The following is a 14353-nucleotide window of genomic DNA, read 5'->3' as shown; positions in this document are numbered from 1 at the left end:
CAATGGTCCTCGGCGCGTCCGGCGACGAGCGGAACGATCATGCGGGCGCTTCGAGCCCGAACGGTTCGAGACTGCCCCGGCCCGCGCGCACCAGCACCGGTTCGCCGCCCGTCAGGTCGATCACCGTCGACGGTTCACGCGGACACGCGCCACCGTCGATCACCAGATCCAGCTGTTTTTCGAGCCGCTCGCGGATCTCTTCGGAATCGTTCAGCGGCTCCGTGTCGGGCGGCAGGATCAGCGTCGACGCGAGCAGCGGCTCGCCGAGTTCTTCGAGAATCGCAAGCGGAATCGGATGACCCGGCACGCGCAGCCCGATCGTCTTGCGCGACGGATGCGACAACCGCCGCGGCACTTCCTTCGTCGCCTGCAGCACGAACACGTACGGCCCCGGCGTCACCGACCGGATCAGCCGGTACTGGCGGTTGTCGACCATCGCGAAACTCGCCAGTTCGGACAGGTCGCGCACCATCAGCGACAGCAGTTGCCGCTCGTCGAGGCCGCGGATGCGGCGCAGCCGTTCGGCCGCGCCCTTGTCGTCGAGCCGGCACGCGAGCGCGTAGCTCGAATCGGTCGGCAGCGCGATCACGCCGCCGTCGCGGATGATCTGCACCGCCTGTTTCACGAGACGCGGCTGCGGATTTTCGGGGTGAAGCCGAAAGAACTGGGACATGGCCGTTATCAACTGACGGAAGACGAAACGCGGTCGCAGCGGGCGCGACGGCGCGGGTCGGGAACGGATCGGCGGGCCGCGGCGCGATGCGCGCGGCCTACAGCCATCGCTCCCAGACGGGCTTCAGATCGGAGGGAAGCGGCGGCAGACTGCCGGGCTCGACCGAGTCCGGGCCTGGCGCATGGAAGTCCGAGCCGCGCGACGCCTCGAAGCCGTAACGGCGCGCGACGTTCGCGTACTCGGCGTACTGGTCCGGCGTGTGGCTGCCGGTGACGACTTCGATCGCCTTGCCGCCCAGATCGATGAACTCGCCGAACAGCGCGCCGAATTGCACCGGCGTATACGCGTAGCGGCCCGGATGCGCGACGACCGCCTCGCCGCCCGCCGCCTTGATCCACGCGATCGAGTCTTCGAGTTTCGCCCAGCGGTACGGCACGTAACCGGGTTTGTCGTCGCCGAGGTAGCGCGTGAACGCGTCCTGCACCGACGCGACATGGCCGGCCTCCACGAGGAAACGCGCGAAGTGGGTCCGCGAGATCAGGTCCGGGTTCGACACGTAGCGCAGCGCGCCTTCGTACGCGCCGTCGATGCCGAGTTCCGCCAGGCGCGCGCCGATCGCTTCCGCGCGCGAATCACGGCCGCTGCGCATCCGCGCGAGGCCGTCGACGAGCGTCGGGTTGTCCGGATCGATGCCGAGCCCGACGATATGCACGGTGCGCGACGCCCACGTGACCGAAATCTCGACGCCGCACAGGTAGCGCATCCCGAGCGCCTCGGCCGTTGTCCGCGCCTCCTGCTGGCCGCCGACTTCGTCGTGATCGGTCAGCGACCACAGCGTCACGCCACCGGCCTGTGCCCGCCGCGCGACGGCGGCCGGGGCCAGTTGGCCGTCGGAAACGGTGGAGTGACAGTGGAGGTCGGCGTTCATCGCTATCCAGAAAAGATCCTGCGTCGATTCTACTGCAACGCGACAAAGCGTGAACGGCGCGACCGGACGCGCCATGCGCGCGCGGGCGTCGCTATCGGGCCGCCTGCGCGGCCGAACAGCGCCGTCGTTGTGCGCCCGCTTCGGGTCCGCGCGTTCATCCGCAGAACGCGTCGATCAGCGCCGCGACCTGCTCCGGCTGATCGTGATGAACCATGTGGCCGGCCTCGTCGATGATCCGCTCACGCCAGTCCGGAAACGCGCGGAACCGCGCCTTGAACTGGTCGAGCGGCACCGGGCCGGCGATCATCGCGAGTGTCGGCGACCCGGCCGCCTCGACGTGCAGCACCTTCGCGCGGACCTGCGACCAGATCGCCGTGATCTCTTCGAGCCGGTACAGCAGCGGGCCGTGCATCTTGTGCGCCGGATCGGCAAGCAGCGCGTAACCGCCTTCGCCGTCCGGCTTCGACCAGTGCTCCGCGAGGAACCGCGCGCGCGATGCGGCAAGCCGCGGATTCGTCTTCACGAGGCGCGCCGCGACCGCATCGAGCGTCGGATAACGACGCAGCGTCGGCGGCTCGCGCAGTTCGTCGAGCCATCCGCGCAGGCGGCCCGGCGCTTCGTCCGCGCTCGCCGCGCGCAGGCCGAAACCTTCGAGATCGACGACGCGCCGCACGCGCCCGGGCCGCACGCCCGCATACGCGCAGACGACGTTCGCGCCGAGGCTGTGGCCGACGAGATTCACTTCGCCGGCCGGCGCGTAATGGTCGAGCAGCGCGTCGAGGTCCGCGAGATAGTCCGGGAACCAGTAGCCGCCGCCGCCGCGCGAGGCCACCGGCCAGTCGGACAGGCCGAAGCCGCGCAGGTCCGGCGCGATCACCTGCCAGCGGTCGCCGAGCGCGTCGACGACGAACTGGAATGACGCGGCGACGTCCATCCAGCCGTGCAGCATGAAGAGGACCGGCGCGTCGGGCCGGCCCCAGCGCCGCACGTGCACGCGGATGCCGTTGACGTCGACGAATTCGGAGCGGGAAAGATTCATGGAACGCGAAAAGGCGGGCGAATGGTCGTTCGATTATACGGGCTGCGGTCGGCGCGCCCGGGCCGCTTCGTTCGGGCGGCCGCTCAAGATCGCTTACGGCCGCTTATGGCCGCGCTGGGTCGTCCGCGTCCTGCGCGACGAGCGCGTCGAGTTCGGCGTCGTCGAAACCGGCCGAGCGGCGCGCGTCGAAATTGAACGGACCGCGCAGACGCGGCGCATGATAGCGGGCCGCGAGATCCCGCCACGCATCATGCGGATCGAGCCCCCGCTCGCCGCACAGATGACGGAACCAGTGGTTGCCGATCCGCACGTGCCCGACCTCGTCGCGCAGGATCACGTCGAGGATGCCGGCGGATACGTCGTCGCCGGCCTGCTTCAGCCGCGCGCGGATCGGCGGAGACGCGTCGAGGCCGCGCGCCTCCAGCGTGCGCGGCACGAGCGCCATCCGCGCGAGCACGTCGTCGCGCGTGCGCTCGCACATCTCCCACAGACCGTTGTGCGCGGGAAAGTCGCCGTACGCATGGCCGTAGTCCGCGAGACGCGCGCGCAGCAGCGAAAAGTGATACGCCTCCTCCGCCGCGACCTTCAGCCAGTCGGCGTAGAACGCAGCGGGCATCCGCGGAAAGCGCCACACCGCGTCGAGCGCGAGATTGATCGCGTTGAACTCGATGTGCGCGAGCGCATGCAGCAGCACGACCCGGCCGTGCGGCGTGCTCATGCTGCGCCGTCCGAGACCGCGCGGCTCGACCAGTTCCGGACACGTGGGCCGGCCCGGCAGATCGGCGGGCGCATCGAACACGCGCTCCGGAAACCATGCGCCGTCGCGCGGTTCGTCCGCTGTCGCGCGCGCGCGCAGCGCGCGGACCGCGTCGGCCTTCGCTGACGGATCGCATTCGCGCAGCGCGTCGAGCGCGAGGGCGCGCCAGCACGCGGCGGCGGAATCGGAAGAAACGGTCAAGGAAGGAGCGGTCAAGCGGTCGGCACTCATCTCATCGCGGCAATACGGGAACGAACGGCAAACGGACGGCGGACGGGACGAAACGCGCAGCGAGGATGCGGCAGCGGGCCGCGCGCAACCGTTTACAATACGCGATTCAACCGCACCGCGCCCCACCGGCGGCGCCCCGCAAACCAAGGAGACGCACCACCGTGGCAATCTACAAGCTTGGCGACGCTGCGCCGACCATTCACGAGAGCGTGTTCGTCGCCGACAACGCGGCGATCATCGGCAACGTGTCGATCGCGCAGGAGGCGAGCGTCTGGTTCGGCGCGACGCTGCGCGGCGACAACGAGCCGATCACGGTCGGCGCGCGCACGAACATCCAGGAAGCGGCGGTGCTGCATGCGGACCCGGGCTTCCCGCTGACGCTCGAAGACAACGTGACGGTCGGCCATCAGGCGATGCTGCACGGCTGCACGGTGAAGGAAGGCTCGCTGGTCGGCATTCAGGCGGTGGTCTTGAATGGTGCGGTGATCGGCCGCAACTGTCTGGTCGCGGCCGGCGCGGTCGTGACCGAAGGCAAGATATTCCCCGACAACTCGCTGATTCTCGGCGCGCCCGCGAAGGTGGTCCGCGAGCTGTCCGACGCGGAAATCGCCGGCCTGCGTCGCAACGCGGACGGCTACGCGACCCGCCGCGACTATTTCAAGGCGCAGCTCGTGCGGATCGGCTGAACGGCCGGACGCCGGGCCGCCGCCCGACGATTCGATGAAGGAAAAGATGGTGAACGACCAGTTGCAGAAATTCATGTTCAGTACGGCCCCGGTGCGCGGCGAGATCGTGTCGCTGCGCAACACCTGGCAGGAGGTGCTGACGCGCCGCCAGTACCCGGCGCCGGTGCGCACGGTGCTCGGCGAGATGATGGCCGCGTGCGCGCTGCTGTCCGCGAACCTGAAGTTCGACGGCACGCTGATCATGCAGATCTTCGGCGACGGCCCGGTCAAGATGCTGGTCGTGCAGTGCAGTTCCGACCTGTCGATGCGCGCGACCGCGCGGCTCTCCGAAGAAGCGGCCGCGACGCTCGACGGCGACGTGTCGCTCACGGACCTCGTGAACGCGAGCGGCCACGGCCGCTGCGTGATCACGCTCGACCCGGCGAACAAGCAGCCGGGCCAGCAGCCGTATCAGGGCATCGTGCCGCTGAACGGCGACGACGGCCCGCTGCCGTCGATCGCGTCGGTCCTCGAACACTACATGCGTCATTCGGAGCAGCTCGACACGCGGATGTGGCTCGCCGCGAACGACGATCGCGCGGTCGGCATGCTGCTGCAGAAACTGCCGGGCGACGGCGGCATCGTCCCGCATCCGGGCGAACTCGACGCCGACACGTGGGAGCGCGTATGCACGCTGAGCGCGACGCTCTCGCGCGACGAACTGCTCGAACAGGAACCGGAGACCGTGTTCCGCCGGCTCTTCTGGCAGGAAAACGTTCATCACTTCGAGCCGGCCGGCGCGCGCTTCCAGTGCTCGTGCTCGCGCGAGAAGGTCGGCGCGATGCTGCGGATGCTCGGCCGCGCCGAGGTCGATAGCGTGATCGAGGAACGCGGGCACGTCGAGGTCCACTGCGAATACTGCAACCAGCGCTACGAGTTCGACCCGGTCGACGTCGCGCAACTTTTCGTCGTCACCGGGCTCTCAGAGGGAGTCGCCCCCGCCGACGGGCAACGCCACTGACCGTGGCCGGCTCCTGGTGCGCGCCGCGGATCACGGCGCGTACCGACGGAAGTCGAAGCGCAGCCGCCTGTTCGTCGAGTGCCGCAAGCGGGCGTTGCTTCGGTATCCGACAGAAGGGAAACAAACATGACGACGGAAAAAAGCCACACGCGTAGTCCGCTGGGCACGCTGGCCCGCACGACGACACTCGCGCTGCTCGGCGGCGCGCTCGCGCTCGGCGGATGCATGCTGGAGCCGCCCGGACCCGCGCCGATCTATAGCCGCCTGCCCGCCGACCAGTCCGGCGTCGCGGCCGCCGCGCAACCGCTGACGCCCGAAGAACGGCAACGCTACGACGCGATCGACCGCCAGGTGCTCGCGGACCAGGATCGCGCGATGGCCGACGAAGCAGCCGCGCAGGCATGGTCGCGCGCGTATGCGCCGCCGGTCACGCTGTACGGCAGCTACTACGGCGGCAGATGGGGACCGGGCTGGGGCACCGGCATCGGCTACGGTTATCCGGGCTGGGGTTGGGGCTGGTAGGCTCCGAACGCGCGCGGTTGCGCGGCGGCATGCCCAAACGAAAAAAGGCGCGGTTCTGACACCGCGCCTTTTGCTTTGCTCCGCCACCGACATACACGTCGTTCGCACGATTCGCTGCGCGAACGACGAACGACGCAACGGCTGGTGCAAACGTCATCCCGCCTTTTTCTTCGCCTCTTTCGTGTCCTTTGCGTCTTTCGTGTGCCCGCGCTTGCGCTCGGGCACGCGCGACACCGGGTTCGGCACCACCCGCACCGGCGCGGCCGACATCTCGCCCCGCGTGGACGTATTCGACGACGGAGCGTTCTGCGCCGCCGCAGCCGCCGCGTTCGGCGACACGAACTGCACGAACACTTCGCTGTCCTTCACCATCCCCATCTCGTAGCGCGCGCGCTCCTCGACGGCCGCGGTGCCGTTCTGCAGATCCTGTACTTCGCCGGCGATGCGCTCGTTGCGCAGCTTCTCGTCCGAATTCTGCTGCAACTGCTTCGCGAGCTGCTGCTGCAACTCGTGGACGCGCAGCCAGCCGCCGTGGCCCCACCAGAGCGGGTACTGGATCAGGACCAGCAGGACGATCAGGACGACAGTGACAAGCCGCATGAAAGGTGTCGGATAAATGCGCGCCGCCCTGCGCTATACGCAGGGCGGCGAGTGAGGTCGAAGTAGGACGGCAACGGGCCGCCTGCGCCAGGTCAGCGCAGATTGTAGAACGCCGACTTGCCCGGGTAGCTCGCGATGTCGCCGAGATCTTCCTCGATGCGCAGCAGCTGGTTGTACTTCGAGATGCGGTCGCTGCGCGACAGCGAACCGGTCTTGATTTGACCGGCGTTCAGGCCGACCGCGATGTCCGCGATCGTCGAGTCTTCGGTTTCGCCCGAACGGTGCGAGATCACCGCCGTGTAGCCGGCGCGCTTCGCCATCTCGATCGCCGCGAACGTTTCGGTCAGCGTGCCGATCTGGTTGATCTTGATGAGGATCGAGTTCGCGATGCCCTTCTCGATGCCTTCCTTCAGGATGCGCGTGTTGGTCACGAACAGGTCGTCGCCGACGAGCTGGATCTTCTTGCCGAGCCGCTCGGTCAGGAGCTTCCAGCCGGCCCAGTCGCCTTCGTGCATGCCGTCCTCGATCGACACGATCGGGAACTTGTCGGCCAGCGTCGCCAGGTAGTCGGTGAATTCCGCCGACGACAGTTGCAGCCCTTCGCCCGCGAGCTGGTACTTGCCGTCGTGATAGAACTCGCTCGCCGCGCAGTCGAGCGCGAGCAGCACGTCTTCACCCGCGCGGTAGCCGGCCTTCTCGATCGCCTGCAGGATCGTCGACAGGCACTCGTCGTTGCTGCCGAAGTTCGGCGCAAAGCCGCCTTCGTCGCCGACCGCCGTGCTCATGCCGCGGTCCGACAGGATCTTCTTCAGCGCGTGGAACACTTCGGCGCCGCAGCGCAGCGCCTCGCGGAACGTCGGCTGGCTGACCGGCACGATCATGAATTCCTGGATGTCCAGGCTGTTGTTCGCGTGCGCGCCGCCGTTCACGATGTTCATCATCGGCACCGGCAGCTGCATCGCGCCCGAGCCGCCGAAGTAGCGGTACAGCGGCAGGCCGGCTTCCTCGGCCGCCGCCTTCGCGACCGCCATCGACACCGCCAGCAGCGCGTTCGCGCCGAGGCGCGACTTGTTGTCGGTGCCGTCGAGTTCGAGCAGCGTCTTGTCGAGGAACGCCTGCTCGGACGCGTCGAGGCCCATGATCGCCTCGGAGATTTCGGTGTTGATGTGCTCGACCGCCTTCAGCACACCCTTGCCGCCGTAACGGCCCGTTTCGCCGTCGCGCAGTTCGATCGCCTCGCGCGAGCCCGTCGACGCGCCCGACGGCACCGCCGCGCGGCCCATCGTGCCCGACTCCAGCAGCACGTCGCATTCGACGGTCGGATTGCCGCGCGAATCCAGAATCTCGCGACCGATGATATCTACGATTGCACTCATGGTTTCCTCAAGGAAATGACGTTAATTCTTGCGTGACCGCCACACCGCCGACAGTCGCCGGATCGAGACCGGAGAACGCTTCGCTCCGGCATGGCCCGGCGCGCGATGCGGCCGCCCGGTCAAACGGGACAGCGCCGTGCGCGGGGGCAGTCCGGCGACGCATCGCCGTGCGGCCGGCGCCGTGCGCACTGTGCCGCGCACCGCCGCGCCTGTTGCCTCGCGTCTGCCTGGCTGGCGTTTGCCACATTCCCGCGCGCCCGGTGCCGGCTGCCGTTCCGCCGGCGAAAGGCGCGCGGTGCTCCTCCATCGCGCCGCACAGCGTTCATGCTGCCCGACGCGCATGTCGATCAGTTGAAGTCGCTCTCCAGGAACGGCGTGCGCTTGACCGCCTGGTCGAGCGTCACGAGCGTTTCCAGCAGATCCGCCATGCGGTGCAGCGGCACCGCGTTCGGGCCGTCCGACTTTGCCTCGGCCGGACGCGGATGCGTCTCCATGAAGAGACCCGCGACGCCCGTCGCGACCGCCGCGCGCGCGAGCACCGGCACGAACTCGCGCTGCCCGCCCGAACTCGTGCCCTGGCCGCCGGGCAACTGCACCGAATGCGTCGCGTCGAACACGACCGGCGCACCCGTCTCCCGCATGATCGCAAGCGATCGCATGTCCGACACGAGATTGTTGTAACCAAACGAAACGCCGCGCTCGCACGCAAGGAAGCGGTCGTCCGACAGCCCGGCCTCGCGCGCCGCGTCGCGCGCCTTGTCGATCACGTTCTTCATGTCGTGCGGCGCGAGGAACTGGCCTTTCTTGATGTTGACCGGCTTGCCCGAGCGCGCGCACGCGTGGATGAAGTCGGTCTGGCGGCACAGGAACGCGGGCGTCTGCAGCACGTCGACGACCGCCGCGACCGGCTCGATCTCGTCCTCGGCATGCACGTCGGTCAGCACCGGCAGGCCGAGCTGGCGCTTCACCTCGGACAGGATGCGCAGCCCCTCGTCCATGCCGAGTCCGCGAAACGACTTGCCGCTGGAGCGGTTCGCCTTGTCGTACGACGACTTGTAGATGAACGGAATGCCGAGCTTCGCGCAGATTTCCTTCAGCCGGCCAGCCGTGTCGATCGTCATCTGCTCCGATTCGACGACGCAGGTGCCGGCGATGAGGAAAAACGGCTTGTCGAGACCGGCTTCGAACCCGCACAGCTTCATGCTTTCTCCTCGACGCGCGACTGCTGATGCGCGAGCGCCGCCTCGACATACGCCTTGAAGAGCGGATGGCCGTCGCGCGGCGTAGACGTGAATTCCGGATGGAACTGCACGCCGACGAACCACGGATGCATGTCGCGCGACAGTTCCATCATTTCGGGCAGATCCTCGCTCGGCGTGCGCGCGCTGATCACGAGCCCGCCGGCTTCGAGTTGCGGCACGTAGCGGTTGTTCACTTCGTAGCGGTGACGGTGACGCTCGTTCACGTCCTTGCCGTAGATCTGCGCGGCGAGCGTGCCCGGCTTGATCGGGCAGCGCTGCGAACCGAGGCGCATCGTGCCGCCGAGATCGGACTCCTCGTCGCGCTTCTCGACGTTGCCGTCGCGGTCGTACCATTCGGTGATCAGCGCGACCACGCGATCCGGCGTGTCCGGATCGAATTCGGTGCTGTTCGCATCCGTCAGGCCGACGACATGACGCGCGAATTCGATCACCGCGAGCTGCATCCCGAGGCAGATGCCGAGGTACGGCACCTTCGCCTCGCGCGCATAGCGGATCGCCTTGATCTTGCCTTCGGTGCCACGGCGGCCGAAGCCGCCCGGCACGAGGATCGCGTCGAGATGCTTCAGCCCTTCGACGCCTTCTTCATCGATCTGCTCGGAGTCGATGTATTCGATGTTGACCTTCGTGGACGTCTTGATCGACGCATGACGCAGCGCCTCGATCAGCGACTTGTACGACTCGGTCAGCTCGACGTACTTGCCGACCATGCCGATCGTCACTTCGTGCTGCGGATGTTCGAGCTTGTCGACCAGCTCCGACCACACGCGCAGGTCGGCCGGCTGCGGCGACAGCTTCAGTTCCTCGCAGACGATCGCGTCGAGCCCCTGGTCGTGCAGCATCTGCGGAATCTTGTAGATGCTGTCGACGTCCCACACGGAGATCACCGCGTCCGTCGGCACGTTCGAGAACAGCGAGATTTTCTGGCACTCGTCGTCCGGAATGCGGCGATCGGCGCGGCACAGCAGCACGTTCGGATAGATGCCGATTTCGCGCAGCTTCTGCACGCTGTGCTGCGTCGGTTTCGTCTTCAGTTCGCCGGCGGTCGCGATGTACGGCACCAGCGTCAGGTGCACGAAGCATGCGCTGTTGCGGCCGAGGCGCAGGCTCATCTGGCGCGCCGCTTCGAGGAACGGCAGCGATTCGATGTCGCCGACCGTGCCGCCGACTTCGACGATCGCGACGTCCGGCTCACCGCACGTCGCGGATGCCGCGCCGCGTTCGATGAACGCCTGGATCTCGTTCGTGATGTGCGGGATCACCTGCACAGTCTTGCCGAGATAGTCGCCGCGGCGTTCCTTGCGGATCACCGATTCGTAGATCTGGCCGGTCGTGAAGTTGTTGGCCTTGCGCATCTTCGTGCTGATGAAGCGCTCATAGTGGCCGAGGTCGAGGTCGGTTTCCGCTCCGTCTTCCGTCACGAACACTTCGCCGTGCTGAAACGGGCTCATCGTGCCGGGGTCGACGTTGATGTAGGGATCGAGCTTGAGGAGGGTGACTTTGAGGCCGCGCGATTCGAGGATCGCGGCGAGAGAGGCGGCGGCAATGCCCTTGCCGAGGGAGGAAACTACGCCGCCGGTGACGAAAACATATTTGGTCATCGCTGGATGCTCGCGGGAAAAACGGATTATACCGTAAAGCAGGTGTCGAGCCGGCAATTTGCGCGACGCCGCATCGGTGTGCGCGGCGCGTGTGCATTCACGCGAGACGCCGCCGGATGAGCCGTGCGACGGCACGCTCGCGGCCGCCGCAAGGTCCCTGCCGGCAGCCATTCCGCCTGCCCTTTCCCCGTTTTCAGACATCCCTCGCGACCGCAAAAAAAACCCGCCGCGAGCCGCCCGCGTCATCCGCCGCCGTCCATCGAATACAGCAGACGCTGCACTGCGCGCGCGGTCTCGATCGGCCGCTCCATCGGATACAGATGACTGCCTTCGATCCACTCGAAGCGTTCGCCGCACGCGCGCCGCGTCGCCGTCAATCCGACCTGGCGCACTTCGCGCGACTGCGTGCCCGCGACGAAGCCGACCGGCATCGGCGCGCCATGCGCAAGCCGGGCGCCGAGCGTATGCGGCAGCGTCCGGTAGATCAGATACTCGATCCGCCGGTCGAACGCGAGCGAGCGCGTGCCGTCCGGCGCGGTCTGCGGCATCCCGAAGTCGACGTAGTCGGACAGCACGCGCTCGTCCCAGCGCGCGAACGCCGGCTTCCGGTGGAAGTGCCGCCATGCGTCGTCGCGGCTCGGCCACGTCGTGCGGCGGTTGCGCGTCGCGGCCGCGGGCGACAGCCGTTCGTCGAGGCCGGTCCACTGCGACACGCGCAGCATGCTGCTGCGCCAGCCGGCGATCACCGGCGAATCGAGCATCACGACGCCCCTCACCCACTGCGGCTGCCGCAGCGCCGCCATCAACGACAGGTAGCCGCCGAGCGAATGGCCGACGAGCCACACCGGCGTTTCATAACGACGGCCGATGTCGTCGAGCAGTTGCTCGACGAGGTGCGGCCAGTCCTGGGTGACCGGAAAACGCGAATCGTGGCCGATGCATTCGATCGCGCGCACTTCGTAGCGGTCTTCGAGTTCGGCGAACAGCGTCCGGTACGTGGACGCCGGAAAGCCGTTCGCATGCGAGAAATGGATGATGTTCTTCAAGTCGTCGCGGTCTCCATGATTGGTATGCGTGCCGTCGCGCGCCGTGTCCACCCCGCGTCATTCGGGCGGCGTCATCCAGTAGCGGCGCTGCGTGTCGCGATAGCGTTCGACGTTCAACACAGTCCCGCTGGCTTCGACGCGCACCGCGCCGTCCGCGTCGCTGCGCGCGAGCGTGATGTGCCGCGCTTCGTATCGCGCATAGACGCCTTGTTGCGGGTGATGAAAACGGTTCAGGTAGCCTACCTGAAATATCGCGACGAGCGGTCCGACGGCGTCGAGGAAAGGCTCGGTCGACGACGTGCGGCTGCCGTGATGCGGGACGACCAGCACCTGCGCGTGCAGGGCGGCCGAGTCGCGCGCAAGCAGAGCGCGCTCGGCCGGCGCCTCGATGTCGGCGGCGAGCAGCGCGGCGACGCGCGTGTCCGCAGGATCCGCAGGCGCGCGCGCATGCGTCGATACGCGCAGCACGCAGCAATGCTCGTTCGGCTTGCCCGACAACGGGCCGGCGTCCGGCCACAGCACGTCGAAATCGACGCCGTCCCATTGCCAGTGCTGGCCCGCCGCGCACTGCAACGCCGCCGCGCCCGCGCCGCGCGCGTCGTCCCACAGCGGATGCGACCGCAGCAACCCGCCGACGAACGTATCGACGCGGATCTCGTCGAGCACCGCCGCCGCGCCGCCCGCATGATCGGAATCGTCGTGGCTGATCATCAGCGCATCGAGTCGCCGCACGCCATGCGCATGCAGATACGGCACGACGATCCGCTCGCCGGCATGCGTCGATTCGGGACCGGGGCCGGCGTCGAACAGCAGCGCGTGCCGCGCGGTTTCGACGAGCACCGACGTGCCCTGCCCGACGTCGAGCGCGGTCACGCGAAACGCGCCGGTCGACTGCATCGAAAACGGCGCGGGCAGCAGCAGCGGCAGCCATGTGACCGGCGCGGCCCAGCGCAGCGGCCAGCCACGCGGCGCAAGGCACCACGCGATGCCGAGCGCCGCGCAGCCGAGCGCCCACGGCCCCGGCTGCGCCAGATGCAGCACGGCCCACGACGGTTTCGCCACCGCGTCGAGTCCCATCGCCAGCAGTTCGAACAGCCGATGCGCGGCATGCAGCGCGAACGCGTCAAGCGGTTTCGGCAGCACGATGCCCGCGAGCACGGCGGGCGTCACGAGCGCGCTAACCCATGGAATCGCGAACGCGTTCGCGAGCGGGCCGATCAGCGGCATCTGCGCGAACCAGTACAGCGTGATCGGCGCGAGCGCGAGCGTCACCGCGTATTGCACGCGGGCGCTGCGACGCATCCGCTCGCCGGCGGAAATGCACAAGGCGCGCAGTTTCGTTCCGAGGTGCGAAGCCCCTCTCTGCGCGTCGTCGTCATGAAAGGAGCGATCGTGATGACGCATCGGCATGTCGCCGGCCACCACGAACAGGATCGCCCCGACCGCGCAGAACGACAGCCAGAACCCCGCCGACGCAACCGCCCACGGATCGTTCAGCAGCACGAGGCCGAGCGCCCAGCCGAGCGTCTGCGAGCGCGCGACGTTGCGGCCCGTCGCAAGCGCGAGCGCCGCCGCCAAAAGCATCCACAGCGCGCGCTGCACCGGCACGTTGAACCCCGCGAGCGCCGCATACGCAATCGCCGCGATCACCGCGCTCCATAACGCGACCGTTTGCGCCGGCGCGATCAACGGCGCAGGCCGTCCCCGCCAGCGCAACCGCCGCCACACCGCGCCCGCGAACCCGCCGGCAAGCGCCGCGACGAACGCCAGATGCAGCCCGGAGATCGCGATCAAATGGGTGGTGCCGGTGCGGCGCATCAGCCGCCAGTCCGCGTCGGTCACGGCATCCTGCGCGCCGGTCGCGAGCGCGACGACGATCCCGCGATGCGGTGCATCCGCAAGCACCGCGTCGATCCGCCGATGCACGCGCCAGCGCACCCGCTCGATCGCGACGCCAAGGCCGCGCGCATCGCGAGGATCACGCGCCGCGCGCCGCGGCGCGCTCACGTAACCCGTCGCGCGCACGTCGCGTTCGAGCATCGCGACTTCGGCATCGCGCAGTCCGAAATTGCCGTTGCCGTGCGGCCGCTTCAGCCGCACCGGCAAACGCCAGCGCATGCCCGGTTCGAGCGCGGGCAACGGGGCGTCGCGGCCCGGCCACAGCAACTGGATCGTCGCCGGCAGCCGCGCGTCGCCAACCGGTTCGGGTTTCGTCCACGCTTCGACCGCGAACAGAAAACGTGCGCCGTTCGCGTCGAGCGACGGTCCGCTCGCGAGATAACCGCTCACCGTCAACTCGCGCGCTTCCCAAGCGGCCGGCAGCGCCCGCGCGAGCCGCACGTCGGCTCGCCACGCCGCATAACCGAAACCCACGCACGCGGCGGCGATCCACACGCCGGCCCAGCCGCTCGCCGCACGCCAGCGGTCGCCGGTACATGAGAAGGAACCAAGGGAAACACGCAAGCGAACGGCCCACGCCAACGACGCAACCGCCAGCGCGATCACGGCAAGCCACCCGCGCCACGACGGCAACACCGCCTGCTGCTGCAACCCGATCACGCCCAGCGCGAACCCGCCCCACACCGCCCGCATTCGACCTCCGCGCGGCGGCCCTGCATGCGCCGCCGACCGCGGC

The 14353-nt window shown here is 68.3% G+C and carries 13 protein-coding genes; 3 read left to right on the top strand and 10 right to left on the bottom strand.

Annotated elements, in window-relative coordinates; genetic code table 11:
• Positions 1 to 37 precede the first annotated feature (37 nt).
• The 4 genes from BLV92_RS07635 to BLV92_RS07620 form a co-directional block, all read right to left on the bottom strand.
• On the bottom strand, positions 38 to 673 hold the full coding sequence (locus tag BLV92_RS07635; protein WP_090543709.1) for an L-threonylcarbamoyladenylate synthase: 636 nt from the start codon (positions 671 to 673) through the stop codon (positions 38 to 40).
• 97 nt (positions 674 to 770) lie between these two features.
• Complete coding sequence (locus BLV92_RS07630; RefSeq protein WP_090543707.1) at positions 771 to 1601, bottom strand: 3',5'-nucleoside bisphosphate phosphatase; 831 nt, start codon at positions 1599 to 1601, stop codon at positions 771 to 773.
• 154 nt (positions 1602 to 1755) lie between these two features.
• Complete coding sequence (locus tag BLV92_RS07625; RefSeq protein WP_090543705.1) at positions 1756 to 2640, bottom strand: alpha/beta fold hydrolase; 885 nt, start codon at positions 2638 to 2640, stop codon at positions 1756 to 1758.
• Between the two features lie 103 nt (positions 2641 to 2743).
• Positions 2744 to 3628 carry a ferritin-like domain-containing protein gene (locus BLV92_RS07620; RefSeq protein ID WP_090543703.1) on the bottom strand — a complete coding sequence of 295 codons (885 nt, stop codon included), beginning with the start codon at positions 3626 to 3628 and terminating at the stop codon, positions 2744 to 2746.
• Positions 3629 to 3789: 161 nt separating this feature from the next.
• Between BLV92_RS07620 and BLV92_RS07615 the strand changes: the two genes are divergently transcribed.
• The 3 genes from BLV92_RS07615 to BLV92_RS07605 all read left to right on the top strand — a co-directional run bounded on the left by BLV92_RS07615 (position 3790) and on the right by BLV92_RS07605 (position 5836).
• Positions 3790 to 4314, top strand: a complete 525-nt coding sequence (locus tag BLV92_RS07615; RefSeq protein ID WP_090543701.1) for a gamma carbonic anhydrase family protein — start codon at positions 3790 to 3792, stop codon at positions 4312 to 4314.
• A gap of 49 nt (positions 4315 to 4363) precedes the next feature.
• On the top strand, positions 4364 to 5314 hold the full coding sequence (gene hslO, locus BLV92_RS07610) for an Hsp33 family molecular chaperone HslO (protein WP_090546912.1): 951 nt from the start codon (positions 4364 to 4366) through the stop codon (positions 5312 to 5314).
• A gap of 126 nt (positions 5315 to 5440) precedes the next feature.
• On the top strand, positions 5441 to 5836 hold the full coding sequence (locus tag BLV92_RS07605) for a hypothetical protein (RefSeq protein WP_090543699.1): 396 nt from the start codon (positions 5441 to 5443) through the stop codon (positions 5834 to 5836).
• Positions 5837 to 5989: 153 nt separating this feature from the next.
• Here BLV92_RS07605 and ftsB read toward each other — a convergent pair whose 3' ends face one another.
• From ftsB to BLV92_RS07575, 6 genes are all read right to left on the bottom strand, one after another.
• Positions 5990 to 6436 (bottom strand): cell division protein FtsB, encoded by a 447-nt coding sequence (gene ftsB / locus BLV92_RS07600; protein ID WP_090543697.1) that lies wholly within the window; start codon positions 6434 to 6436, stop codon positions 5990 to 5992.
• 92 nt (positions 6437 to 6528) lie between these two features.
• Positions 6529 to 7812: a phosphopyruvate hydratase gene (gene eno, locus BLV92_RS07595; RefSeq protein WP_090543695.1), complete on the bottom strand. Its 1284-nt coding sequence runs from the start codon at positions 7810 to 7812 to the stop codon at positions 6529 to 6531.
• A gap of 347 nt (positions 7813 to 8159) precedes the next feature.
• Positions 8160 to 9014: a 3-deoxy-8-phosphooctulonate synthase gene (gene kdsA / locus BLV92_RS07590; RefSeq protein ID WP_090543693.1), complete on the bottom strand. Its 855-nt coding sequence runs from the start codon at positions 9012 to 9014 to the stop codon at positions 8160 to 8162.
• Positions 9011 to 10672 (bottom strand): CTP synthase, encoded by a 1662-nt coding sequence (locus BLV92_RS07585; protein ID WP_090543691.1) that lies wholly within the window; start codon positions 10670 to 10672, stop codon positions 9011 to 9013. Before BLV92_RS07585 ends, kdsA begins: the two co-directional genes overlap by 4 nt.
• 242 nt (positions 10673 to 10914) lie before the next feature.
• Positions 10915 to 11718: an alpha/beta fold hydrolase gene (locus BLV92_RS07580; RefSeq protein ID WP_090546911.1), complete on the bottom strand. Its 804-nt coding sequence runs from the start codon at positions 11716 to 11718 to the stop codon at positions 10915 to 10917.
• Between the two features lie 57 nt (positions 11719 to 11775).
• Positions 11776 to 14310, bottom strand: coding sequence for a DNA internalization-related competence protein ComEC/Rec2 (locus BLV92_RS07575; RefSeq protein ID WP_090543689.1), 2535 nt, complete (start codon positions 14308 to 14310; stop codon positions 11776 to 11778).
• Between the last annotated feature and the right edge of the window lie 43 nt (positions 14311 to 14353).

The organism is Paraburkholderia caballeronis (assembly GCF_900104845.1).
Taxonomy (GTDB): domain Bacteria; phylum Pseudomonadota; class Gammaproteobacteria; order Burkholderiales; family Burkholderiaceae; genus Paraburkholderia; species Paraburkholderia caballeronis.
This window is presented reverse-complemented; position numbering and strand designations above follow the sequence as displayed.

Coding starts and splice junctions, on each gene's coding strand:
- BLV92_RS07605 (WP_090543699.1), top strand. CDS start 5,441: ATGACGACGGAAAAAAGCCACACGCGTAGTCCGCTGGGCACGCTGGCC.
- BLV92_RS07575 (WP_090543689.1), bottom strand. CDS start 14,310: ATGCGGGCGGTGTGGGGCGGGTTCGCGCTGGGCGTGATCGGGTTGCAG.
- BLV92_RS07635 (WP_090543709.1), bottom strand. CDS start 673: ATGTCCCAGTTCTTTCGGCTTCACCCCGAAAATCCGCAGCCGCGTCTC.
- kdsA (WP_090543693.1), bottom strand. CDS start 9,014: ATGAAGCTGTGCGGGTTCGAAGCCGGTCTCGACAAGCCGTTTTTCCTC.
- BLV92_RS07630 (WP_090543707.1), bottom strand. CDS start 1,601: ATGAACGCCGACCTCCACTGTCACTCCACCGTTTCCGACGGCCAACTG.
- ftsB (WP_090543697.1), bottom strand. CDS start 6,436: ATGCGGCTTGTCACTGTCGTCCTGATCGTCCTGCTGGTCCTGATCCAG.
- eno (WP_090543695.1), bottom strand. CDS start 7,812: ATGAGTGCAATCGTAGATATCATCGGTCGCGAGATTCTGGATTCGCGC.
- BLV92_RS07585 (WP_090543691.1), bottom strand. CDS start 10,672: ATGACCAAATATGTTTTCGTCACCGGCGGCGTAGTTTCCTCCCTCGGC.
- BLV92_RS07620 (WP_090543703.1), bottom strand. CDS start 3,628: ATGAGTGCCGACCGCTTGACCGCTCCTTCCTTGACCGTTTCTTCCGAT.
- BLV92_RS07625 (WP_090543705.1), bottom strand. CDS start 2,640: ATGAATCTTTCCCGCTCCGAATTCGTCGACGTCAACGGCATCCGCGTG.